This window comes from Aquabacterium sp. (assembly GCF_041915145.1).
GTDB lineage: Bacteria > Pseudomonadota > Gammaproteobacteria > Burkholderiales > Burkholderiaceae_C > Aquabacterium.
The window spans coordinates 1-24,476 of record NZ_JAYSBZ010000026.1; the positions used below are offsets into that span (position 1 = coordinate 1).

Annotated in this window: 15 protein-coding genes and 1 pseudogene; 11 read left to right on the forward strand and 5 right to left on the reverse strand. The window is 66.4% G+C overall.

Annotated features, from left to right (window positions below; genetic code table 11):
• Nucleotides 1-116 precede the first annotated feature (116 nt).
• Together ACE3SS_RS06825 and ACE3SS_RS06830 are read right to left on the reverse strand one after the other, a co-directional pair.
• Complete coding sequence (locus ACE3SS_RS06825) at nucleotides 117-1,817, reverse strand: NAD+ synthase (protein ID WP_374592416.1); 1,701 nt, start codon at nucleotides 1,815-1,817, stop codon at nucleotides 117-119.
• Between the two features lie 78 nt (nucleotides 1,818-1,895).
• A complete protein-coding gene (locus ACE3SS_RS06830) occupies nucleotides 1,896-3,623 on the reverse strand; it encodes a serine/threonine protein kinase (protein ID WP_374592417.1) in 1,728 nt (575 codons plus the stop codon).
• A gap of 254 nt (nucleotides 3,624-3,877) precedes the next feature.
• On the opposite strand from ACE3SS_RS06830, the gene ACE3SS_RS06835 reads away from it, so the two are divergent.
• From ACE3SS_RS06835 to ACE3SS_RS06865, 7 genes and pseudogenes are all read left to right on the forward strand, one after another.
• Nucleotides 3,878-6,586 (forward strand): diguanylate cyclase domain-containing protein, encoded by a 2,709-nt coding sequence (locus tag ACE3SS_RS06835; RefSeq protein WP_374592418.1) that lies wholly within the window; start codon nucleotides 3,878-3,880, stop codon nucleotides 6,584-6,586.
• A 121-nt stretch (nucleotides 6,587-6,707) separates the two neighbouring features.
• The gene (locus tag ACE3SS_RS06840; RefSeq protein ID WP_374592419.1) at nucleotides 6,708-8,531 is read left to right on the forward strand and encodes an aminopeptidase P family protein; all 1,824 of its coding nucleotides are present in this window, start codon (nucleotides 6,708-6,710) and stop codon (nucleotides 8,529-8,531) included.
• 170 nt (nucleotides 8,532-8,701) lie between these two features.
• Nucleotides 8,702-9,298: a chalcone isomerase family protein gene (locus ACE3SS_RS06845; RefSeq protein ID WP_374592420.1), complete on the forward strand. Its 597-nt coding sequence runs from the start codon at nucleotides 8,702-8,704 to the stop codon at nucleotides 9,296-9,298.
• Between the two features lie 78 nt (nucleotides 9,299-9,376).
• Nucleotides 9,377-11,854 (forward strand): EAL domain-containing protein, encoded by a 2,478-nt coding sequence (locus tag ACE3SS_RS06850; protein ID WP_374592421.1) that lies wholly within the window; start codon nucleotides 9,377-9,379, stop codon nucleotides 11,852-11,854.
• A 357-nt stretch (nucleotides 11,855-12,211) separates the two neighbouring features.
• Entirely contained in the window at nucleotides 12,212-12,475 is a 264-nt protein-coding gene (gene infA / locus ACE3SS_RS06855) for a translation initiation factor IF-1 (protein ID WP_374592447.1), read from the forward strand.
• Nucleotides 12,476-12,559: 84 nt separating this feature from the next.
• A pseudogene (locus tag ACE3SS_RS06860) lies at nucleotides 12,560-12,838 on the forward strand (RNA recognition motif domain-containing protein); the annotation flags it as partial.
• Nucleotides 12,839-13,011: 173 nt separating this feature from the next.
• Complete coding sequence (locus ACE3SS_RS06865; protein WP_374592422.1) at nucleotides 13,012-14,235, forward strand: nitrate/nitrite transporter; 1,224 nt, start codon at nucleotides 13,012-13,014, stop codon at nucleotides 14,233-14,235.
• 13 nt (nucleotides 14,236-14,248) lie between these two features.
• Here the strand turns inward: ACE3SS_RS06865 and ACE3SS_RS06870 are convergent, their stop codons facing one another.
• Nucleotides 14,249-15,973, reverse strand: a complete 1,725-nt coding sequence (locus tag ACE3SS_RS06870) for a protein kinase (protein ID WP_374592423.1) — start codon at nucleotides 15,971-15,973, stop codon at nucleotides 14,249-14,251.
• A 196-nt stretch (nucleotides 15,974-16,169) separates the two neighbouring features.
• On the opposite strand from ACE3SS_RS06870, the gene nirB reads away from it, so the two are divergent.
• The 4 genes from nirB to ACE3SS_RS06890 all read left to right on the forward strand — a co-directional run bounded on the left by nirB (nucleotide 16,170) and on the right by ACE3SS_RS06890 (nucleotide 22,884).
• Nucleotides 16,170-18,614, forward strand: coding sequence for a nitrite reductase large subunit NirB (gene nirB / locus ACE3SS_RS06875; RefSeq protein ID WP_374592424.1), 2,445 nt, complete (start codon nucleotides 16,170-16,172; stop codon nucleotides 18,612-18,614).
• A gap of 158 nt (nucleotides 18,615-18,772) precedes the next feature.
• Complete coding sequence (locus tag ACE3SS_RS06880) at nucleotides 18,773-19,582, forward strand: type IV pili methyl-accepting chemotaxis transducer N-terminal domain-containing protein (protein ID WP_374592425.1); 810 nt, start codon at nucleotides 18,773-18,775, stop codon at nucleotides 19,580-19,582.
• A gap of 84 nt (nucleotides 19,583-19,666) precedes the next feature.
• Nucleotides 19,667-20,047: a nitrite reductase small subunit NirD gene (gene nirD, locus ACE3SS_RS06885; protein WP_374592426.1), complete on the forward strand. Its 381-nt coding sequence runs from the start codon at nucleotides 19,667-19,669 to the stop codon at nucleotides 20,045-20,047.
• A 14-nt stretch (nucleotides 20,048-20,061) separates the two neighbouring features.
• Nucleotides 20,062-22,884: a molybdopterin-dependent oxidoreductase gene (locus ACE3SS_RS06890; protein WP_374592427.1), complete on the forward strand. Its 2,823-nt coding sequence runs from the start codon at nucleotides 20,062-20,064 to the stop codon at nucleotides 22,882-22,884.
• Nucleotides 22,885-22,900: 16 nt separating this feature from the next.
• On the opposite strand, the gene ACE3SS_RS06895 is transcribed toward ACE3SS_RS06890, so the two are convergent.
• Together ACE3SS_RS06895 and ACE3SS_RS06900 are read right to left on the reverse strand one after the other, a co-directional pair.
• On the reverse strand, nucleotides 22,901-24,139 hold the full coding sequence (locus ACE3SS_RS06895; RefSeq protein ID WP_374592428.1) for a methyl-accepting chemotaxis protein: 1,239 nt from the start codon (nucleotides 24,137-24,139) through the stop codon (nucleotides 22,901-22,903).
• 3 nt (nucleotides 24,140-24,142) lie between these two features.
• Nucleotides 24,143-24,271, reverse strand: coding sequence for a hypothetical protein (locus ACE3SS_RS06900; RefSeq protein ID WP_374592429.1), 129 nt, complete (start codon nucleotides 24,269-24,271; stop codon nucleotides 24,143-24,145).
• Nucleotides 24,272-24,476: the final 205 nt, after the last annotated feature.

The following is a 24,476-nucleotide window of genomic DNA, read 5'->3' on the forward strand; positions in this document are numbered from 1 at the left end:
GGTTTGATGACAGCGGTGATTTGTTTCATGACGAGAACTCCGGAAAGGTAAGCGACGATCTGGCTCGCGATCAGGCCGGCACGGCGAATATGTCGATCTGGCGAAATTGATGAAATTTAAGCACGAAACTTCGAGGTGATGGGGTATCGCCAATCGCGGCCAAAGGCGCGATGCGTGATCCGCACGCCAATCGGCGCCTGCCGGCGCTTGTATTCGTTGAGCTTGATCAAGCGCGTGACGCGCTCCACGTCGGCAGGCTTGAAGCCGGCGGTGACGATCTCGTCGATGCTCTGGTCTTGCTCCATGTAGCGCTCGATGATGGCGTCCAGCACCTCGTAGGGCGGCAGACTGTCCTGGTCGACCTGGTTGGGGCGCAACTCGGCCGAGGGCGGCCGGGTGATGATGCGCTCGGGGATCATCGGCACCGCACCTTGCCCATTGCGCCAGACCGCCAGCTTGTAGACCAGCGTCTTGGCCACGTCCTTGATCACGGCGAAACCTCCGGCCATGTCGCCGTAGAGCGTGCAGTAGCCCGTGGCCATTTCGCTCTTGTTGCCGGTGGTCAGCACGATGGCGCCGGTCTTGTTGGACAAGGCCATCAGCAAGGTGCCGCGAATGCGGGCCTGGATGTTCTCTTCGGTGGTGTCTTCGGCCAGACCGGCAAACAAGGGCGAGAGCGCCGACTTGAAGCTGTCGAAGGTGGGGCTGATGCTGATCTCGTCGTAGCGCACGCCCAGGCGCGCGGCCATGTCGCGGGCGTCGATCCAGGAGATGTCTGCCGTGTAGGGCGACGGCATCATCACGGCGCGAACCTTGTCGGCCCCCAGGGCATCGACGGCAATCGCCAGCACCAGGGCCGAGTCGATACCGCCCGACAAGCCGATGATCGCGCCAGGGAAGCCGTTCTTGCCGACGTAGTCGCGCACCCCCGTTACCAGCGCTCCCCACACCTCGGCCTCGCCAGACAGGGTGGGCGCCACATCGCCACTGACGTCTGCGCCGTCAACGGTGACGCGCAGGATGGCGTCGTCGAACGCCGGCGCCCGCGCCCGCACAAGCCCCTTCGCGTTGACGGCGAACGACGCGCCATCGAACACCACTTCGTCTTGCGCGCCGACCTGGTGGGCATACAGCAGCGGCACCCCGGCCGAGCGGGCCCGCTCGATCATGCGTGCCTCGCGCTCGGCCACCTTGCCCATGTGGTACGGCGAGGCGTTGATCACTACCAGCATGTCGGCACCCAGGTCGAGTGCGGCTTGCGCCGGCTCGTCGAACCAGGCGTCTTCGCAGATCAACACCCCCACGCGCCGGCCCTGCACCTCGACGACCAGCGGCGCCAGCCCGACGTCGCGGCCCGACACGAAATAGCGGCGCTCGTCGAACACCTGGTAATTGGGCAGCTCGCGCTTGGCGTAGGTGCCGATCACCTGACCGGCGTGCAGCACGCTCGCGGCATTCAGGCGCTTGTGCACGGCAAACGAGCGCGTGCGAACATCGCCACCACCCCAGATCTGCGGGTGCCCCACGACCAGGTGCAAGCCCGCCAGATCGGCGAGTTGCCGCGCGATGTCGGCCAGGGCGTCGTCGCAAGCGCGCATGAAGGCCGGACGCAGCAGCAGGTCTTCGGGCGGGTAGCCGCACAAGGCCAGCTCGGGCGTGACCACCAGCCGCGCACCGTCGGCATGGGCCCGGCGCGCCGCCTCGACGATCTTGCGCGCGTTGCCGGCCATGTCGCCCACGATGGGGTTGAACTGGAGCAACGCAGCCTGCAATGGCTGGGCAGGCGCGGGACGAGAAGGAATGGTCAGCACGGACATGAGCACAGGCCTCGATGAAGCAAGGCAGGATGGTAACGGCGATGCGGAATGAGGGCCGCGCGTGTTCGCAGGCCCGCGCTACGGCGTGTGCGGCCGATTGGCCTCTTCTTGCTGCCGCATGCGCGCGCACTGCGGATGCTGCGTGAGTTCGGGCTTTGCGCATTCGCGCTTCATGCAGAAGACGCGAGACAAGAAGTTGCGACCGCCGCAGAGCTCTGCCGGGCTGCTGGCGCGCGCGGCTTCGGCGGCCTCGGCTTCGCGCCTGGCCGCGCGCGTCTGGCGTTCGCTGGTCCGGATTGATGGGCTGGCGAGCGGCGCCGAAGACCCGGCCAGCGCTTCGGCCCGGTGGGCTCGCGCGATGGCGCGGGCTTCCTGACGCTCGTCGCGGGCGACTGCGTCGCCTGCCCGATTGCCCGACGCAGCCTGCGCCGTGGCCGGCGCCGCTTCGCGCGCCGCAGGCTGATGCCGCTTGAGCGTGGCCACCAGTGCCGCGAACAGCAGCAGCACCACGAGCCCGAGCCAGATCGGATGACGCAGCACCCGCCCCCAGGCGCTGGTGTCGGGCTCGTCGTCGGCAGCCAGGCGCGAAGGCTGGAATGCTCGGGCCGAGCCCGGCTGGGCGCCGGCATCGGGTTGCTGCACTCCCCCGAGGCTTCGCTCGTCGCGCCGCGATTTGAACGGGTCGGGCATCGTGCGGGCATAGGCGTCGCTGTAGCGTGCTGGCCCCGCCGCTGGAGCGGTGGTGGCATAGGCCTCGGCGTCGCGCTTGGCGTTGTCGGCCAGCGAGTTGCCCGGAACCGGGCTCACGAATACGGTGCGCTCGATGCGCGTCGGGTCGATCGCATCGGCGCCTCCGCCGTCCTCATCCAGAGCTTGGCCAGATGCCAGCAACTCGTCGCGCCAAGCCTGCACGCTGGCGGGGCGATCGGCGGGCCGCACCGCCAGCGCATGGTCGATCGCCCCCAACAGCCCCGCGCCATAACGCCGCCCGAAATCGCGCTCGATGGCCGGACCGATGGTGCGCAAGGCGGGCAAGTCGTCATGCACGACCCGCGTGGTGGCCGGCATGGGCGGGCGCCCCGTCAGGCAGTAATGCACCACCGCGCCCAGGGCGTACAGATCCGTCCAGGGGCCCTGCTTGAGCTGGGCCGACTCGGCGTATTGCTCGATGGGCGCAAAGCTCGGCTTGACGATGGCGGTGAGCGTCTGGGTGTGGTCGCCGATCACATGGCGGGCGGCGCCGAAGTCGAGCAGCACCGGCTGGCACTCGCCCTCGCCGCTGACGTCGCCCAGCAGCAGGATGTTGTCGGGCGCGATGTCGCGGTGGTAGACCTGGGCGCGGTGCAGCACGTCGAGCGCCCCCAGCAAGGGCCCGAGCAGGCCGCGCAGCCAGGCCTCGCTGGGCGGCTTGGTCATGTCGCGCCGAGCCTCGCGCAGCGTGACGCCTTCGTAGTAGGGCATCGCCATGTAGGCCGTGTCGTTGGCCTCCCAGAAGCGGTAGACCTTGACAAGCGACGGGTGGTCGAAGCGCGCCAGCAGGCGTGCCTCGTTGATGAACGATCGGCGGCCCAGCTCGAAGGTGTCGGCGTGCGCCGGCGAGCGCAATTCGATCCGCCCTTCGGGGCCACGAACCACCAGGGCAGACGGCAGGTATTCCTTGATGGCGACGCGGCGCTGCAGGGCGTGGTCGATGGCCCGATAGACCACGCCGAAGCCGCCGCAGCCCAGCACGCATTCGATTTCAAATTCGGCCAGGCGAGTGCCGGCCGGCAAGACGTCGTGATCGGAAGCAGAGGCCTGGGGCATGTGCAGCGGCAACAAGGAGCCGACGGCCTGGCCTGCGCCGTCAACAAAACCCTTCCATCGAAAAGAAGGAGGCCAGCTTACCCCAGCAGGGCGCCGCGCGACCGAACCCGAGAGGAAACCAGCAGACGATTCGCGAGGAGTTCCTCAAGTAGTTGGCATTTCGCTCCGATAGCCCCACTTGACGCCAGACGGGCGGGCTGGCAATCGCAGTAACCGAAGAACGCTCCGCACCCTGAACAAAAGGGATCCGCCCCATGAAAACACCATTGCACGGGATGCACATCCCCCGCGCCTGGCTGGCCTTGCCGGCGCGACTGATCGTCGCCGGCGCGACCCTGCTGGCGCTGCTGGCCTTGTGCCTGGCGCTCACGCTGCGCAACGAAAAGGAAGTGACATTCGACCGCGCCATGAGCGCCGCCGACCACATCGCGGCCAAGCTTGCGGCGCATACCAACGAGGCGCTGAACCACGTGAGCCGAACCACCTTGCTGGTCAAGCACATGCGCGCGGCGGGCCCGGGCGGCTCACTGACGGCCATGAGCCGAGACGGCCTGCTGTCCAACGGCCTGACCCTGGCCGTGATGGTGCTGGACGCCGAAGGCCGGGTGCTTGATCGCAGCGACATGGACATCGGCGCGGCCACGGTACCCATCGCGCCCGAAGTGTGGGGCGAGTGGGCCCGCCTGAGCGCGGCGGACAGCCCCGAGGTGAATATCGCCAAGCCGCTGGACATCGGCACCGGCGGCCGCTGGGTTATTCCGGTGACGCGGCGCCTGACCACGCCCGGCGGGCAGTTCGACGGTCTGGTCGTGGCCATGGTCGACCCCGCCGCGCTCACGCTGAATTTCGCGCGCGGAGAAGATCAGGGCACCGTGGTCGGCGTGCTCGGCCTGGACGGCGTCTACCGCTCGCGCCAGCTCGGCGGCCAAGTCAGCTTCGGCGAGAAGATCGACATCAACTGGCTGATCCAGCACGAGGCCGAGATGCGCCACCACATGCAACCGGTGAGCAGCCCCGTCGATCACGAGGTGCGCCACGTGGTCACCACCCGGCTGGACGACTTTCCGCTGGTCGTGCTGGTCGGGCAGCCGTCCGAAGTGGTTTTTGCCAGCTACGCGCACACCAAGTCCCAACTGATGAAATGGGCTGCCGTGCTGGCCGTGGCCATAGGCCTGTGCGCCGCGATGTTCGCCTTGCAAGCCTGCACCATCGAGCGCTCGCGCGCCAAGGCGCGGCAGCTCGAAGCGCGTTACCGCGCCACGCTCGACGGCTGCCTCGATACCGTGCTGATGACCCACCCCGTCCACGATGCGGAAGGTCGGCTGGTCGACTTCACCGTGGTGCAAGCCAACACCCCGGCCGCACGGCTGCATGGACGCGCGATCGACGCGCTGGTCGGCACGACGCTCAACGCGCTGCTGCCCACGCTGCGCGAGCTGAACCTGTTCGCGCGCCTGCGCCAGGCCCACGAAACCGGCCAGCTGGTGGAGTTCGAGCACACCATGCCGGACGGCGACCAGGTTCGCTGGCTGCACCACCAGGCCGTGCCCCTCGAAGCGGGCCTCACGCTCATCACCCGCGACATCACTGCCCGGCGCCGCGCCGAGCTGGCGCTGGCCGAGCGCGAGCAGTTCTACCGCACCCTGATCGACAGCCTGCCGCTGCCGATCTACGCCAAGAGCACGCGTGCCAGCAGCGACGGCGAAATCATCTGCTGGAACCGCGCGGCCGAAAAGGCGATGAAGCTGCCCGCCGGCCGCGCCCTGGGGCGCAAATTCAGCGACTGCTTCGCGCCCGACATCGTGCAGCGCAGCGACGAGCAAGACCGCGAGGTGCTGGCCGACCCGCGCCCGCGCCGCTATTGCGACCTGCCGTTCAACAGCCCCGCGCTGGGCGAGCGCTACATCGACCTGATCAAGGCCCCGGTGTTCGGCGCGGACGGCTGCGTCGATCACATCCTGATCATTGCCGAAGACATCACCGAGCGGCGCCGCACGGCCGAGAACCTGCGGCTGGTGTCCAAGGTGGTGGATGAAACCAGCGAAGCCGTGGTCGTGACCGACGCGCAAGACCACATCGTGATGGCCAACCCGGCCTTCTTGAGCATGACCGGCCACGACCTGGCGCGCATCACCGGCCTGCCGGCCGAACAAGCCGGCCTGCCCTCTTTGAAAGAAGCCGTGCTGCGCGGCGTGGAAGAAGCCTGCGCCCGCAACCGGCGCTGGACGGGCGACAGCCTGCAGCACCGCGCCGACGGCACCCGTTTCGAGACCTGGCTCAGCGTGGGCACGCTGCGCGACGAAGACGGCCGCCTGACGCACCACACCCGCGTGTTCAGCGACATCTCGGTGCTCAAGCACCAGCAGCGCCAGCTGACCGAACTGGCTCGGCAAGACAGCCTCACCAAGCTGCCGAACCGCCGCCACTTCAACGAGCACCTCAGCCAGTCGGTCGAGCGCGCCCGTCGATCGAGCCAGACACTCGCCCTGCTCTACATCGATCTGGATGGCTTCAAGGCCGTCAACGACACCCACGGCCACGAAGCCGGCGACGAATTGCTGATCGAGGTCGGCCGCCGCTTGCAGCGCTGCGTACGCACCACCGACACCGTGTCACGCCTGGGTGGCGACGAATTCACGGTCATTCTCGAAGCCGCGGGCGAGGTGCAGGACGTGCGCCGGCTGTGCGAGCGCGTGCTCGAACAGCTCAGCCTGCCGCACCAGCTCGGCGCGATCTGCGACCCCGGCGCGAACGTCACCGCGCCGCCCAGCATTGGCGTGGCGCTGTACGAATCCGGCGAAAGCGCCGAATCGCTGTGTCGCCGCGCCGACGCCGCGATGTACACCGCCAAGCGCAGCGGCAAGGCCCGCTACAGCCTGGTCTGCGACATCGAGCCCAGCCGCGACACCGTCCGCCCGCTCGTGCGCCAGACTTGCGACCGGCTCGGCACGCAACTGCTTTAGGCTCGCCCCCGCCTCGCGGCATGGCGGCGCGGCAGCCGGCAAAATGGCGGACACCATCCCGGCCGGGGCCGCCACGCAGCTCGCCACGGCCGCTTCGCCACCTCCCCGCGAGAGCTCGCCCGTGAACCAAGCCGCACGCCCCAAGCACCTTCAACACCTGCGCGAGGCCATGCGGCAAAGCGGCATCAGCGCCTGCCTGGTGCCTAGCAGCGACCCCCATCTGTCCGAATACCTGCCCGAGCACTGGCAAGGCCGCGCCTGGCTCAGTGGCTTCACCGGCTCGGCCGGCACGCTGCTGGTGGGCCTGGACAACTCAGCGCTGTTCACCGACAGCCGCTACTGGACGCAAGCCGAGGGCGAGCTGGCCGGCAGCGGCATCGCACTCGAACGCCTGACGGGCGCCGCCGTGCCCGCCTACGCCGCTTGGCTGCGGGCCCAGGGCGCCAGCGGCACCCTGGCGGTGGACGGCGCCGTGCTGGGTCTGGGCCAGACCCAGGCGCTGCGCGAGGCACTGGCCGCGCAAGGCTGGCAACTGCGGACAGACCTGGATCTGGTCGACACCATCTGGCCCGAGCGCCCGGCCCTGCCTGCCGCCCCGGTCTACGAGCACCTCCCCCCGCACGCCGCCACGCCCCGCGCCGCCAAGCTGGCCGAACTGCGCACCACCCTGCGCGAACGCGGCGCCACGCACCACCTGATCTCGACGCTCGACGACCTCGCCTGGCTGCTCAACCTGCGCGGCGCGGACGTCGAACACAACCCGGTGTTCCTGGCCCACCTGCTGGTGGACGCCGAACGTGCCACGCTCTTCGTGGGCGAGAACAAGATCGACACCGCCCTGGCCCACGCGCTGGCGGCCGATTGCGTGCAACTGCGCCCCTACGCTGAAGCGCAAGCGGCGCTGCGCGCCCTGCCCGCCGACGGCGTGATGCTGATCGACCCCAAGCGCGTGACGCTCGGCCTGCGCGAGGCGGTGGCCGACGGCGTGCGCGTGATCGAGGCGCTCAACCCCACGGTGCTGTCCAAATCGCGCAAGACGCCCGCCGAGGCCGGCTTCGTGCGCGAGGCCATGGAACGCGACGGTGCCGCGATGGCCGCGTTCTACGCCTGGTTCGAGTCCGCCCTGGGCCGCAAGCAGATCACCGAGCTGACGGTGGACGAGCGCCTCACCGCCGAGCGCGCCCGGCAACCCGGCTTCGTCACCACCAGCTTCGCCACCATCGCCGGTTTCAACGCCAACGGCGCCCAACCACACTACCGCGCGCTGCCCGAATCGCACGCCGTCATCAGCACGCCCACCGGCGTGGCGACCAACGGCCTGCTGCTGATCGACAGCGGCGGGCAATACCTGGGCGGCACCACCGACATCACCCGCGTCTGGCCCATCGGGCAGATCAACGCCGCACACCAACGCGATTTCACGCTGGTGCTCAAGTGCCTGATCGCGTTGTCGCGCACGCGCTTCCCACGCGGCACGCTGTCGCCCATGCTCGACGCCATCGCCCGCGCGCCGCTGTGGGCCGAGCAGCTCGACTACGGCCACGGCACCGGTCACGGCGTGGGCTACTTCCTGAACGTGCACGAGGGACCGCAGTCCATCTCGAAGGCCATTCCGGTACCCGACATGGCCATGCAGCCCGGCATGATCACGTCGATCGAACCCGCGCTCTATCGCGAAGGGCTGTGGGGCATCCGGCTTGAAAACCTGGTGCTGAACGTCGAGGTCGAGGACAACCGCGAGGGCTACGGCCCCTTCCTCGATTTCGAGACCCTCACGCTCTGCCCGATCGACACGCGCTGCATCGACCTCGCCTTGCTGCGCGACGACGAGCGCGCCTGGCTCAACGCCTACCACGCCGAAGCGCTGCGTCGCATCGGCCCGCATTTGCGCGACGGCGACGCCCTCACCCGGTCGTGGCTCCAAACCCGCACGCAAGCGATATAACAACCAACCCCGATGCAAACCCGCATCGCCCCGGGACAGCCTCGACGCGCAGGCTGGTAAACGTTCACGGTCGTCGCGCGCGGCGATCGAGCAGCAGGCGTGACAAACGAAAGGTGACAGGCACACTGAAAGCCCGCACCGGTTCGTCAACCATTCGCTGCCACTGATCCATGAAATTCATTGTCCGATTGGCTTCGGCCTTCACCCTTGGCTTACTGCTGGCGGCCTCGGCTCGCGCCAGCGTTGAAATCGAAGGCGTTCAACTCGACGACAGCACCGCCGTGGGTGGAACCAAGCTGGTGTTGAACGGCGCCACGGTTCGCAAGCGCGCCTACTTCAAGACCGACGTCGTCGGCCTGTACCTGCCTCAGCGCACCACCAAGCCGGACGCCATCTACAAGGGCGACATCCCGATGCGCCTGGTGCTGGTGATGCTGCGCGATGTGCCGTCCGCCACCATCACCCGCTACTTCGTGAGCGACTTCAAGCAGGTGGCGTCCGACACCGAGTTCAAGCAGACCATCAACGAGGTGGGCAACCTCGGCATGATCTACGGCACCATCGACCGCGTGCGCAAGGGCGACATCGTCACCATCGACTGGACGCCTGAAAAAGGCATCAAGGCCGCCATCAACGGCAAATTGCTCAATGAGCGCGACGATTTCAAGAGCCATCTGTTCTGGGAAATCTACATGCGTATGTACGTCAGCGCCGCGGCGCCCGAAGAATTGCGCACGGGCCTGCTAGGTTTGCGCGCCGCCAAGTAAGTCGCACCCGCGCGGCGGCGACACGCTTCAGAACATCGACCGACTGGTCGAAATACCAGGATCGACTCCCGATCCGACATGAGCGATTCGCTGGCCCTGACCCCCAACCACACCCGACGCAGCCTCGCCCTGCGCATCGTGGTGGTGTTCCTGGGCCTGCTGCTGGCGGTGCAAGCCATGAGCTTCGCGCTGATCCGCCACAGCATCGACGACAGCGCTCGCGCCAACCAGAACGAAACGCTCGACCACGGCGAGCAGGTGTTCTTGCGCCTGCTGCGGCAAAACGCCGATCACCTCGTCGAATCGACCCGCCTGCTCGCCGCCGACTATGGCTTTCGCTCGGCGACCGCCCGAGGCGATCGCGCCGCGCTGGCATCGACTCTGGCCGAGCACGGCGAGCGCCTCGGCGCGGGTCTCGCGGTGGTCGTCGATACCCATCTGCGACTCAAGGCCGGCACCGAAGACGCCGCCATCGACGCGCTGCCTTTGTTGCACACCCTGGTACCCCCCAACCCGAATCTCGACAGCCCCGTCACCACCCGGATCGTTCAAGTGGCCGAGCAGCCCTATCAAGTGGCGGTGGTGCCCGTGAAGGCGCCGTTCGTCATCGGCTGGGTAGTCATGGGCCTCAAGCTCGACGAGCGGCTGCTGAACGACATGCGCCAGCTCACCGGGATGGACGTCGCGATCCTGACTCGCTCCGGCAACGGCTCCTGGCGCGTGACCTTGACCGCGCTCCGGGCCGACCAGATTCGCGCCTTGAGCCAGCAATGGAGTGCCGCGCCGGCAGCCGCCTCCGCGCACTCGGACTCCCCCACGCTGTTCAAGCTGCCGTCGGGTGACTACATCGGCCGGGTCGTGTCGATCGAATCACGCGGCGCCGAGCAAAGCGTGGCCGTGCTGCTGCGCCCGGTTGACGACGCAGGAGCGTCATACCAGCGGCTGCAGCTTGGCGTCCTGATCCTGACCGTGTTCAGCGTATTGGTCTTCGCCATCGGCAGCATGCTCACCGCGCGGCGGATCACCACGCCCATCACCACGCTGACCAAACTGGCCCGAAAACTCGCGGGCGGCGACTACGACGCCCCCGTGCCCTCGCACGGCAGCGACGAAATCGGCGAGCTCGCCGACGCCTTCGAGACCATGCGCCAAGCCGTGCGCGAGCGCGAAGACGAGATCCGCCGCCAGGGCTTCATCGACGCACTCACGCAGTTGCCCAACCGCGCCCAGTTCAACGCCGACTTGCGCAAGTGGACGAGCCATGTCGACCAAACTCGCCAATCCGTCGCGCCCGAATCAAACGCCACGACCGGCGAGCCGGCCCAATGCGCCGTGCTGATGCTCGACCTCGATCGCTTCAAGCATGTCAACGACGTGCTCGGCCACGAAACCGGCGACCAGCTTCTCAAGCAAGTCGCCACGCTGCTGCGCAATCTGGTCACCGACCCCGACGACACGGTGGCCCGGCTGGGTGGAGACGAATTCGCCGTGCTGCTACACGCCAGCGACCTGAGCGCCGCTCAGGAGTTGGCCCGTCGCATCCAGACCGCGCTCGAAAAACCCCTCTTGCTGGGCGACCAGACGGTGGACGTGGGCACCGGCATCGGCATCGCCCTCTACCCCGAGCACGCCGCCGACGCCATGACGCTCAAGCGCCGCGCCGAAATGGCGCTCTACAAGGCCAAGCAGACCCAGACCGGCACGGTGGTGTTCAACCCCGATCTCGACGTCCGCGCCAAAGAAGCGCTGACCCTGCTGGGCGAATTGCGCCAAGCCATCGAGCAAGATCAGTTGCGGCTGTACCTGCAACCCAAGGTATCGCTCGCCACCGGCGAGGTCACCGGCGCCGAAGCCCTGGTGCGCTGGCAACACCCGCAGCGCGGTCTCGTGCCGCCCATGCAGTTCATTCCGTTTGCCGAGCAAACGGGCTTCATCCGCAACATCACGGCGTGGCTGCTCGAAGCCTCGGCCCGCACCTGGCGCCAATGGGCCGAGCAGGGCCTGCGCCTGCAGCTCTCGCTCAACCTGTCGGCACGCGATCTGATCGACCACGAATTGCCCGACAAGCTGTCTGCCATTCTTGAAAAGCACGGCGTGCCGCCACATCGCCTGTACATCGAGATCACCGAGAGCTCGATCATGGACGACCCCCAGCGGGCGCTCCAGACACTCGACCGGTTCCACAAGATGGGCCTGATGCTGGCGATCGACGACTTCGGCACGGGCTACTCGTCGCTGGCCTACCTCAAGCGCCTGCCGGTCGATGAGTTGAAGATCGACAAGACCTTCGTGATGAACATGCAGCGAGACGAGCAGGACGCCAAGATCGTGCGCTCCACCATCGACCTGGCCCACAACCTCGGCCTCAAAGTCGTTGCCGAAGGACTGGAAGACGAGCAAGCCTGGCCGCTGCTCAAGGCGCTGTCCTGCGACCAGGCCCAGGGCTACTGGATCGCCAGACCCATGCCGGCCAGCGACTTCCCGTCCTGGCTCGACGACTGGGTGCGCCCCCGCGTTGACCACACTTTCCTGCCGCTGGACGCTGCGGTGGTGTAGTCGCCCGTTGCAACCAGCCCGTTGCGTCGACCCGATCGCTGTTATAGTCGGGCCGATTGCTGCTGTTTCGCTTACCTCCGCAGCACTTTGTCGCCTTGCACGCCTCGATGCGTTGCATCCTCGGCAGCGCCGATCCTCATCGTGGTCGTCTGCCTTCCCAGGCAAGCTTCGTCTGGGTCATCGACTCCGGTTCTCGCCTGCGCCGCGCGAGCGTTGAAATCGGGGCCTTGATCTGTCGCTCAACAACGTCCCAAGCAGCCGCGCCGCACATGCCGGCCAACAACCTGGGGCGTGTTCGCCAACCAGCGTCGGCAGCCTGCACATCAGGCCGATTTGCTTTATCTCGAGTTTTTATACATGGCCAAAGAAGATCTCATTGAAATGCGTGGACAGGTGGACGAAGTGCTGCCCGACTCCCGCTTTCGCGTCACCCTGGAAAATGGGCACAAGCTGATCGCCTACACCGGCGGCAAGGTGCGCAAGAACCACATCCGCATCCTCGCCGGAGACAAGGTGTCCCTCGAGCTGTCGCCCTACGACCTGACCAAGGGACGCATCACCTTCCGCCATCTCGAACCGCGCAGCGGTGCCGCGCCTGCCGCGCCACGTCGTCGGTTCTGATCCATCGCCCCAACGAGCATTCACACGGCCTGGTTGCCGCGGCAGGCCTTCAACACACCGCTGCATTCTCTGAAAGGGTCCACCATGGACAACAAGCTCTACGTCGGCAATCTGCCCTACTCGGTGCGTGACGACGACCTCCAACAACAGTTCTCGCGCTTTGGCCAGGTGTCTTCGGCCAAGGTCATGATGGATCGCGACACCGGCCGCTCGAAAGGCTTCGGCTTCGTCGAAATGGGTTCCGGCGAAGAAGCCCAAGCCGCCATCCGCGGCATGAGCGGCCAATCGATGGACGGCCGCGCCGTGGTCGTCAACGTTGCACGCCCGCGCGAAGAGCGTCCCAGTGGTTTCGGTGGCGGCGGCCGCCGCTACTGATCGCCACTTCGTCGCACGCGAAACGGGTCCTTCGGGGCCCGTTTTTTTTCATCTGGCGGCGTCCGAATGATCTTGCGCCAGCAAGAACCGGGCACGCTTCTGGCTTATCGGATGTTTTCTGCGGAGCACCCCAAGGCGGTGCACACTGATTCAGGACATCCATGACCAAGTTCAAGACCTTCTTGCAGTCCGGGCACGGGCCGACGCTGTTCGCATCTTTTTTGTACTTTGCCTTTTCGTGCTGCATCTGGGTGCTCAATGGCGCGATGGCGCCCTTCATCACCGAGGACTTCAAGCTCAGCCCGAGCCAGAGGGGGCTGATGCTGTCGATCCCGATCTTCGCGGGTGCGCTGATGCGCTTTCCGCTGGGCGTGCTGGCCCAGTACATCGGGCGCAAGAGCGCCACGCTGGTCGAGATGAGCCTGATCGCCGTGGCGATGCTCTTTGGCTTCTTCTTCGTTCATTCCTTCAATGATCTTCTGGCGATGGGGGTGCTGCTGGGCATCGCCGGCTCCAGCTTCGGCGTGGCGTTGTCACTCGGATCGGGGTGGTTCCCGCCGAAGAACAAGGGGCTCGCGATGGGCCTGGTGGGTGCCGGGAACATCGGCACGGCGGTATCGGTGCTGGTGGCGCCGCCGCTGGCTCTGCACTTCGGCTGGCAGACCGTTTACGGCATGGCGGCCGCGGCCATTTCGTTGCCCATGCTGGTGATGATCCTCTTTGCCAAGGAGCCGCCCGACCTGGACGCTCACGCCAGCTTTCGCGAGCACATCGCCTGTCTGTTCGAGCGCGACGGCTGGGCGTTCAGCCTGATCTACGGAGTGACGTTCGGCGGTTTCATCGGCCTCACCACCTTCTTGCCCAGCTACTACTACGACCAATTTCACGTCAGCAAGGTGCAGGCAGGTCAACTGACCATGTTGGCCGCTTTCATGGGGGCCATGCTGCGCATCTTCGGCGGTTGGATCTCGGACCGCTGGGGCGGTGTCAACACCCTCACCGTCGTGATCGTGACGGTGGCCATTTCGCTGGTGCTGTGCGGCTTGGCGGGCGACTCGCTGGTCATGACCACCCTGCTCCTGCTGGTGTGCTTTGCCGCGCTGGGCGCGGGCAATGGCGCGCTGTTTCAGCTGGTGCCGCTGCGCTGGCCGCTGAGCACCGCGGTGGCAGGCTCGATGATTGGCGAGATCGGCGCACTGGGCGGCGGGCTGGTGCCCAATGCCATGGGGATGTCGAAGCAGCATGCCGGCACCTATCTCTGGGGCTTCGTGGCCCTGGCCTTGATTGCCGTGTGCGCCCTGCTGATGATGCGCGTGATGCAGCTGCGCTGGACGCGCACCTGGGCCGAAAAGGGCGGACGTGCCCGCGTGCTGCAAGCGACCTGATCCGGGCCGGCGGCTACTTGGGCAAGAACAGCAGCCAGTAGATCAGCAACAGATTCAGCGTGGCCGAGATGCCTAGCGCCAGCTTGAAGAGCGCGGCCGGGTCTCGCGACATGAGTGGCGCGCCCCCCGGTGCCGCCAATGGCCGAGACGCGCCGCGCTCCAACGCCAACGCGAATTCGTCGGCCGTCTCGAAACGCAGCTTCTTGTCGCACGCCACGGCTTTGAGCACGATGAGGTCGAGCCAGATCGGCACGTCGGGCCGCAGACGCGACGGCGCCACCGGGTCGCGCCGATAGCGCCCCCCTTGATACGGCTCGATCTCGCCGTAAGGCAACTTGCCGGTCAGCCACTCATACAGCGTCACGCCCAGGGCGAAGAGATCGCTTTGCGCGTCGGCCGGCTCGTCGGCCCACTGCTCGGGGTTGATGTAGCTGGGGGTGCCGGCGTGCAGGGCGCGCATTTCGGCAGATTCGAGCCCCGATAGCGCCACGCCTAGATCGAGGATGCGCCATTGCCCATCGCGACCCAGGTGCAGGTTGTCGGGTTTGATGTCGCGGTGGATGACGTTGAGCCGGTGCAGTCGCGCCAGCGCACGGCAGCACTGCAGGGCGCCGTCGACGATGTCGGGCACGGTGAAGTTGTGGCGACCGTGCATGTGAGATCGCAGCGTCTGCCCGTCGATCCATTCGTGCAGCAGATAGAACGCGCTGGGTTCGCGCGGCTCGACGGCGGGCGCAAAGCCGCGTGGGTCGCGCTCGGTGAGGCGCAACCCCAACCAGGATTCGTGAGCCAGCATGGCGCGCTCTTGGGCGTCATTGGCGCGCGATTCGTGCAGGGTCTTGAGCGCGTAGGCCCGCCCTCGCCTGTCGATCACCTTGTAGATCCGGTGCACGCCGTTGCTGGCGGCGCAGGTTTCGACTTCGAGGCCATCGAGGTCGTCGCCTTCGCGCAGCCGGGGCGGAATCGGCAAGCGTCGTCCGCGCACCAGGGTGTCTTCGAGTTGCGCGCCCGCCAGGCCGCGCACGCGCACCACGACGGCACTGAGGTTGTCGCGGCTGCCGGCATCGAGCGCGGCTTGCGCGAGCGCTTGCGCGGCGTCTTGCGCGCTGCCGGTTTGGGCGAGCTGCCGGATGCGTTGCGTCGTGAGGCTTTGATGGATGCCGTCGCAGACGATCACGAAGGTGTCGCCCACGGTGAGCTCGCCTTGCTGGTAATCGACGTGAACGTGATCGTCGAGCCCGATGGCACGCGTGAGGCCGCTGCTGAAATCGAGGTGCGCGAGGCGATGGTCTTCGGTGAGCGGGTGGCAGCGGTTTTCGCGGATCAGGTAGGCGCGGCAATCGCCCACGTGCGCCACGGTATAGGTTTGGCCGCGCAACACGAGGGCGGTCAGCGTGGTCATGGCCGTGCCGCCGCCGTCGTGCGGGCTGCGCTCTTGATAGGCGTTGCGGCGCCGGTTGTGATCGGCCAGCCAGGTGTTGTGCGCCGAGATCAGCCGATCGAGGGCGACGGTGGTGTCCCACGTGGCGGGGGTGGCTCGATAGTCGGCCAGCAGGTGGCGCACGGCGGTTTGCGCGGCCTCGCGCCCTCGCCCGCCAGCCGACACGCCATCGGCCACGGCTGCGATGAGTCCATGCGGGTCTTGCTCGGATTCGGGCAGCGCCACGGCGGCGGCGTCTTCATTGTGCTCGCGTTGGCCGCACTGGCTCACCGCAGCCGCTTCGACATCAAAACTCATCGGTCATCACCTTTTCAACCATCTTGGTGCATGTCACGCCACCCCCAAACTCCGGCCCGTGAGACGGCAGCAAGAAGCACGCCCGCAATTGGTGCACCAAGGGCTATCCCGATGAATGCGATGGCGTCCATCGAGCTGGCATCAGGCTTGCAGTAGTAGTCGGCATCGCAATCGACGAACGTGACTGAGACCAAGCATGAAGAAAATGAAGCTGGTGATGGTGGGTAACGGGATGGCCGGGGTTCGCACCCTCGAAGAGCTGATCAAGCTCGCCCCCGATCTGTACGACATCACGGTGTTCGGCGCCGAGCCGCACCCCAACTACAACCGGATCATGCTCTCGCCGGTGCTCGCCGGCGAGCAGACGATCGACGAGATCATCCTCAACCCCTTGAGCTGGTACGCCGACAACCACATCACGCTGCACCTGGGCAAGAAGGTGGTGAGCGTCGATCGCCGTCGCCGCGTCGTGAAGGCCGAAGACGGCACCGAGGCCGAGTACGACCGCTTGCTGCTGGCCACGGGCTCGAACCCCTTCATCCTGCCGGTGCCGGGCAAGGATCTGCAAGGCGTGATCGGCTACCGCGACATCGCCGACACCAACACGATGATCGAGTCTGCCAAGCACCACAAGCATGCGGTGGTGATTGGCGGCGGCCTGCTGGGCCTTGAAGCGGCCAACGGCCTGATGCTGCGCGGCATGGACGTGAGCGTGGTGCACATCGCGCCGTGGCTGATGGAGCGCCAGCTCGACGACGTGGCCGGCAAGATGCTGCAAAAGTCGCTCGAAGAGCGCGGCCTCAAATTCTTGATCGGCGCGCAGACGCAAGAGCTCGTGGGCGACGGCGATGGCCGCGTCAAGGCGGTGAGGTTCAAAGACGGCACCGAGGTGCCCGCCGAGCTGGTGGTGATGGCCGCCGGCATTCGCCCCAACACCGAGTTGGCCGAGAAGATCGGCATTCATTGCAACCGCGGCATCGTCGTCAACGACACGATGCAGACGACCACCGACGCGCGCGTCTACGCCGTGGGCGAATGTGCCGCGCACCGCGGCATCGCCTACGGCCTGGTGGCGCCGCTGTTCGAGCAGGGCAAGGTGTGCGCCAACCACCTGGCCGAGTTCGGCATCGGGCGCTACGTGGGCTCGCAGGTGTCGACCAAGCTCAAGGTAACGGGCATCGACCTGTTCTCGGCGGGCGAGTTCATGGGCGGCAAGGACACCGAAGAGATCGTGTTGTCCGACCCGTTTGGCGGCGTCTACAAAAAGCTCGTGCTCAAGGGCGACAAGCTCGTCGGCGCCTGCCTGTATGGCGACACGTCGGACGGCGCGTGGTATTTCGGGCTGCTGCGCGAAGGCCGCCCGGTGACCGATCTGCGCGACAAGCTCATGTTCGGCGAGAACCACCTGGGCGACGCCGGCCACCAAGGCCAGAACAAGGCCGCGAGCATGCCCGACGATGCCGAGGTGTGCGGCTGCAACGGCGTCACCAAGGGCACGATTTGCAAGGCGATCAAGGAAAAGGGCCTGTTCACGATCGAAGACGTGCGCAAGCACACCAAGGCCAGCGCGTCGTGCGGCTCGTGCACCGGGTTGGTCGAGCAGATCCTGATGCTGACGGTGGGCGATTACTCGACCGCGCCGAAGAAAAAGGCCATGTGCGGCTGCACCGATTACAGCCACGAAGAAGTGCGCAACGCGATCCGCCGCCCGTTGCCCGACGGCAGCAAGCTGCTGACGATCGACGGCGTGTATCGCGCGCTCGATTGGCGCACGCCCAACGGCTGTTCGAGCTGCCGTCCGGCCATCAACTACTACCTCACCAGCACCTGGCCCAAGGAGGCCAAGGACGATCCGCAAAGCCGCCTCATCAACGAGCGCAGCCACGCCAACATCCAGAAGGACGGCACTTACTCGGTGGTGCCTCGCATGTGGGGCGGCGAAACCACCGCCAGCGAGCTGCGCCGCATTGCCGATGTGGTCGACAAGTACAAGATCCCGACGGTCAAGGTGACGGGCGGTCAGCGCATCGACTTGCTGGGCGTGAAAAAAGAAGACCTCATCGGCGTCTGGAAGGACATCGGCATGCCGTGCGGCCACGCCTATGGCAAGAGCTTGCGCACCGTGAAGACGTGCGTGGGCAGCGAATGGTGCCGCTTTGGCACGCAAGACAGCACGCAAATGGGCAAAGACCTCGAGCGGGCGCTGTGGCGCATGTATGCACCGCACAAGGTCAAGCTCGCGGTCTCGGGCTGCCCGCGCAACTGCGCCGAGGCCGGCATCAAGGACGTGGGCGTGATCGGCGTGGACTCGGGTTGGGAGATTTATGTCGCGGGCAACGGCGGCATCAAGACCGAGGTGGCGCACTTCTTCACCAAGGTCAAGTCCACCGACGAAGTCCTTGAATACAGTGGCGCGTTCCTGCAGCTCTACCGCGAAGAAGGCTGGTATCTCGAACGGACTTGTCACTACGTCAGCCGCGTGGGTCTGGACTACGTCAAGAAGAAAATTCTTGACGATCACGATGGCCGCAAGGCGCTGTGGGCGAAGTTGCAATATTCGCTCGAAGGCGAGCCCGACCCTTGGTTCGAGTTCGACAAGGCCGGCGTCGATACCCGGCAGTTCACGCCTTTGACCGCCTGATCTGCAGGAGCAAGAACCCGGGGCGACGCGGATGCCTGCAGGTCAAGCGCCTGCAGGCCCGTCGGCTGATCGCTTCCGGGGTTTTCAGTTGCCAGCGCCCACCCGGCTGATCTTGCGTACACAAGCTGCCGTGCGCGCTGCTCTTTACGCTCCGCACCATGAACCGCCGTCACTTTATGCATCTCTCAACGAGCGCATGCATCGCGCTCGCCTGGCCGATTGTTCCCGGCCGCAGCCTGGCCAGCCCGCCAGACCTCAACGAAGCGATCAACATCGCCGGTCGTCAGCGCATGCTCTCGCAGCGCATGCTCAAGGCTTGGCTAGCCTGGGGACAAGAGATCGAGCCATCGAAGGCCGAGCGCGCGCTCGCGCAGTCTGTCAGCATGTTCGACAAGCAGCTCTCCGAACTTGCCAACACAGCTTTTGACAGCTCGATCACGGCAACGCTGTCGCAATTGGATGGGCACTGGAAAGACCTTAAAACGGCGCTGACCCAGCAGCCCCCCGACCGTGGTCGTGCTGCCGCACTTTTGTCGCTTGAAGACAATGTGTTGCAGAGCGCGCAGCAGGCCACGACACAAATCGAACGCTTGGCTGGCAAGCCTTTGGGCAAGGTCATCAATCTTGCTGGACGCCAGCGCATGCTCTCGCAGCGCGCCGCCAAGTTTTACCTGGCGTCGGCCTGGGGCGTCGATGGCGGCATGGCACAAGCCGAGATCTCGAAGGCGCGTGGCGAGTTTTCTGCTGCCTTGCAAACCTTGCGCAGCGCCAGCGAATCAACCGTCGCCATTCGTGCAGAGCTGGATATCGCCTCGCAGCAATGGGTGATTCTGGACAACGCGCTGACCCATCGCACCAATGATGTGCAATCAGCGCGGCATGCGGCAGAAGTCTTCGTCGCGAGCGAAAACATCCTCAGCCAGATGGAACGCATCACCGGGCTGTACGCCAAAAGCAAGGCAGCGTAATTTCATTTTTGAGTGCCGGCCGACCTCCCCATCACCCTGGCCGGCATCTTGCTAGATCACATCTACTTAACCTGAGGCCCTGCTATGAGTGAATGGAAAGCCATCTGCCAAGTCTCCGACATCCCCACGCTCGGTGCCCGGCGCGTGCAACGTGCCGCCGGCCCCCAGGTGGCGTTGTTTCGCACGGCTGACGACCGCGTCTTTGCCCTGCTCGATCGCTGCCCGCACAAGGCCGGTCAGTTGTCGCAAGGGCTGGTGCACGGCACGGCCGTCACCTGCCCGCTGCATGGCTGGAACATCGCGCTCGACACGGGCCGCGCCCATGCCCCCGACGAAGGCGCCACGCCGGCCTTCAGCGTGAAGGTGGACAACGGCACCGTCTATCTCGACAACCAAGAACTGACCTCGCTGGCAATCGACCCGGTTGACTCCGGCTGCGGAGGCGCCTGCGTCTGCAGCCACTGACGCCACGCCAGCCCATGAAGAAGCTCACACGTTCGACCTGTTGCTATTGCGGCGTCGGCTGTGGCGTCGTCATCGAGTCCGACGGCGCGCGGATCGTCAACGTCACGGGCGACCCCGACCACCCCGCCAACTTCGGCCGGCTCTGCACCAAGGGCAGCACGCTGCACCTGACGGCCACGGCCGCCATCGCCCAGCAGACTCGGCTGTTGCAGCCCCAGCGCCGCGCGCAACGGGGTGGCGCACTCCAGCCCGTCAGCTGGAATGACGCGCTCGACGACGCCAGCCGCCGCATCGCGCAGATCGTGCGCGAGCACGGGCCGGACGCGGTGGGCTTCTACATCTCGGGTCAACTGTTGACCGAGGACTACTACGTCTTCAACAAGCTCGCCAAGGGCTTGATCGGCACCAACCACATCGACACCAACTCGCGGCTGTGCATGTCGAGCGCCGTCGCCGGCTACAAGACCACGCTGGGTGCCGACGCGCCGCCGGCTTGCTACGACGACTTGAACCACGCGGATACGGTGTTCATCGTGGGCTCGAACATGGCCTACGCGCACCCGATCCTGTTCCGCCGACTCGAAGACGCGCGCCGCGCCCGACCCGGCATGCGCGTGATCGTGGCCGACCCGCGCAAGACCGAAACCGCCGAGGTGGCCGATCTCTATCTGCCCATCCTGCCGGGCACCGACGTCGCCTTGTTCCACGGCATGCTGCACGTGCTGATGTGGGAGGGCTTCACCGACAACAGCTTCATCGCCGAGCACACCAACGGCTTTGCCGCGCTACGCGACGTGGTGCGCGACTTCTCGCCCAAAGAGGCCGCGCGCATCTGCGGCATCAGCGAAGAGCAGCTCGTGCAAGCGGCCAAATGGTTTGGTGATTCCAAGGCCACCTTGTCGCTGTATTGCCAGGGCCTGAACCAGAGCAGCAGCGGCACCGACAAGAACGCTGCGCTCATCAACCTGCACCTCGCCACCGCGCAGATCGGCAAGCCGGGCGCGGGGCCGTTCTCGCTCACCGGCCAGCCCAATGCCATGGGCGGACGCGAAGTGGGCGGCATGGCCAACCTGCTGTCGGCCCACCGCGACCTGGCCAACCCCGAGCACCGTGCCGAAGTGGCCCGGCTGTGGGGCGTGCAAGACGTGCCCGCCCAGCCCGGCGCCACCGCGGTCGAGATGTTCGAAGCCGCCGCGCGCGGCGAGATCAAGGCGCTCTGGATCGCCTGCACCAACCCCGCCCAGTCGATGCCCGACCAGGCCACGGTGCGCAAGGCGCTGGAGCGCGCCGAGCTGGTCATCGTGCAAGAAGCCTTTGGCACCACCACCACCTGCGAATACGCCGATCTGCTGCTGCCCGCCACCACCTGGGGCGAGAAGGACGGCAGCGTCACCAACAGCGAACGCCGCATCAGCCGCGTGCGCCCGGCCGTCGAGGCGCCTGGCCAGGCACGCCACGACTGGGCCATCGTGGTCGACTTCGCCCGCCGCCTCGAAGCCCGCATGCCCGAGCGGCTGCGCGACCATGCGCCGGGGCTGAGCACGCTCTTCCCCTACGACGACGCCGAGAGCATCTGGAACGAGCACCGCGAATCCACCCGCGGGCGCGATCTCGACATCACCGGCCTGAGCTACGCCATGCTCGAAGCCCAAGGCCCGCAGCAATGGCCGCTGCGCGAGGGCGAGCGCGCCGGCCAGCAACGCTTATACGGTGATGGCGTCTTCCCGACCGCCGACGGCCGCGCCCGTTTTGCCGCCGTGGCCTACCACCCCGTGGCCGAGCCGAGCGATGCCCGCTACCCCTTCGCGCTGACCACCGGCCGCTTGCGCGATCAATGGCACGGCATGAGCCGCACCGGCACGCTGGGCCGCCTGTTCGGCCACGTGCCCGAGCCGGTGATCGAGCTCAATCGGCAAGACATGCAACGCCTGGGCTTGAAGTGCGGCGATCTCGTGCACGCCACCTCGCGGCGCGGCTCGCTCATCTTGCCCGCGCAGGCCAGCGATGGCATGGCGCCGATGCAGGCCTTCATGGCCATGCACTGGGGCGAAGAAGCGCTGTCGGGCCACACCGCAACCGGCGCACGCGTCACCGGCGTCAACGCGCTCACCACGCCCGAGCGCTGCCCCATCTCGAAACAACCCGAGTTCAAGCACACTGCCATCAAGGTGCTCAAGGCCGAGCTGCCTTGGCGCCTCACCGCCATGGCCTGGCTGCCTGCCGATCAGGCGCACCACGCGCGCGAAGCCCTCAAGCCGCTGATGCGCGCCTTCGCGTTTGCCACCTGCGTGCCCTTCGGTCGCGAGCCCGATGCGCCCGACGAGTCTGGCGCCCCCGCTCGCGTTGGCGTGCTGTTTCGCGCCGCCGCCCACGAACCGGCATCGGACGAAATCGTGGGCCGCATCGAGAGCCTCCTCGGCTTGCAAGGGGTCGAGGTGCTGCGCTACCAGGACAAACGCGCCGGACAACGCCGCGCCATGCGGCTGGTGCGGCGCAACGGCCAGCGCCATCTCGACGCCTTCTTGCTGGGCGGCGACACCCGCGCCGAAGGCTGGGTACGCACCCTGCTCGAAGACGACCTGCCCGCCGACGTCTATGGCCGGATGCTGTTGGCGCCCAGCGCCAAGGCGCCGTCAGCGCTCAAGGCACGCGGCAAACAGGTGTGCACCTGCTACAACGTGGCCGAGCCGCAGATTCTCGAGATCCTCTCAGACTGTCGCGGCACCGAAGACATGCGCCTGACGCAGCTGCAAGACCGCCTCAAGTGCGGCACCAACTGCGGTTCGTGCGTCCCGGAGCTGAAAAAGATCATCCGGCGCAGCAAGGCCGTGGCCTGACGAAGCGGCCCGGCGTCTAGAAGAACTCGACCCCGTCGATCGACGTGGCATGAGCCGGCTCGCGTCCGGGCTCGGCGTCGGCGCCGAAGTCTTCAAACCCGGCGCCGCCGAGGCGGCCATCCACCTCGCGGCCGGTCAGGCTGTCGACCAGATCCTTGAGCTCCTGCGCGCTGCCACGCAGGTTCTCGGACGACCCGACCGATTCGGCCACCAGCTCGGTGTTGGCCTTGGTGATCTCGGAAAGCTGATCCAGCCCCTGGCTGATCATCCCCACCGCCGCGCTTTGCACAAGGTTGTTGCCGCTCACGTCGCGCATCTGCTGCGACACCTCGCGAAATCCTTCGGTGACCACGTCGATCACCGACTTCACCGACTGCACCTCGCGCACGCCCACGGCCACCTCGCTGTTCGATCGCTCGATGATCTTCTTGATCTCGGCGGCCGACTCCGCCGTGCGCTTGGCCAGGGCACGCACCTCGGCCGCCACCACCGCGAAGCCGCGCCCCGCCTCGCCGGCGCGCGCCGCCTCGACCGCGGCATTGAGCGCGAGGATGTTGGTCTGGAAGGTCAAGCCATCGATGATGCCCAGCGCCTCGGTCATTTCACGGGTGCTGTGCTTGATGCGCTCGATGGCCTTCACCACGCCTTCGACGATCTCTTTGCTGCTGTCGGCCTGCTCGCACAGCCGGTTGCTCACGCCATCCACCTTGGTGGCCATGTCGGCGGTCTGGCGCACGGCGTCCAGCACATCGTGAACGGCATGCGTGGTCTGCTGGATCACGTTGCTCTGGTCTTCGGTGCGAATCGCCAGCGTCTGGGCCGCCATCGACATCTCGTCACCCGCGCTCGCCACCTGGGTGGACGACTGCACGATGCGCTCGACCGTGGCGCGCAGGCTGACCGTCATCGCATTGATGTGCGCGGCCAGTTGCGAGAGCTCGTCACGCCCGAGCACCGGGACTTCAACATCGAGCTTGCCCTGCGTCATCGACTCCAGGCTCGTGCACGTCTGTTGAACACGATGCAGCGTGTTGAGACTGATCGACAAGACCAGATAGAGACTCACCGCGCCAACCGCGCCACACATGCCCAGCCAGACACCCGCGCTCGCATGCAGCTGGAACACATAAGGCATGGCCCCGACCACCGGGCCGACCAGCATCAGCAAGGCGATCAACAAGACCTTCATCGGCGACGACAGCCGTGCGGCCAGCGCCATGCCGGGGCGCATCAAGAAAGCAAGGATGCGACGCATGGCTCAGCTCTTCAACGACCCCAGCCGCGCCACGGCATCGACCAGCGACGATGGCGGAAACGGTTTGATCACCATGCGCGCCAGCGTGCGAATGCTCAGCGGGTCGTCAACGACAAATATGGTTTTGCTCATGTGGAGTGGGCGGCCGCGGGTGAAGGAATCCATCTCCTGTATCGGCAACCGCGGCAAAGGCCTTAGACCGGGCGGCCGCCTCCGGCGCCCCCGATCCATGCGAGCAGCGGGCGAACCAAATACTGCACAGACCGAGCTGCGTTGACTCAACCGGGGCGAGGCTTTGCCGATACAAGCCATATGAAAATGGAAGAGAGATCCGTTA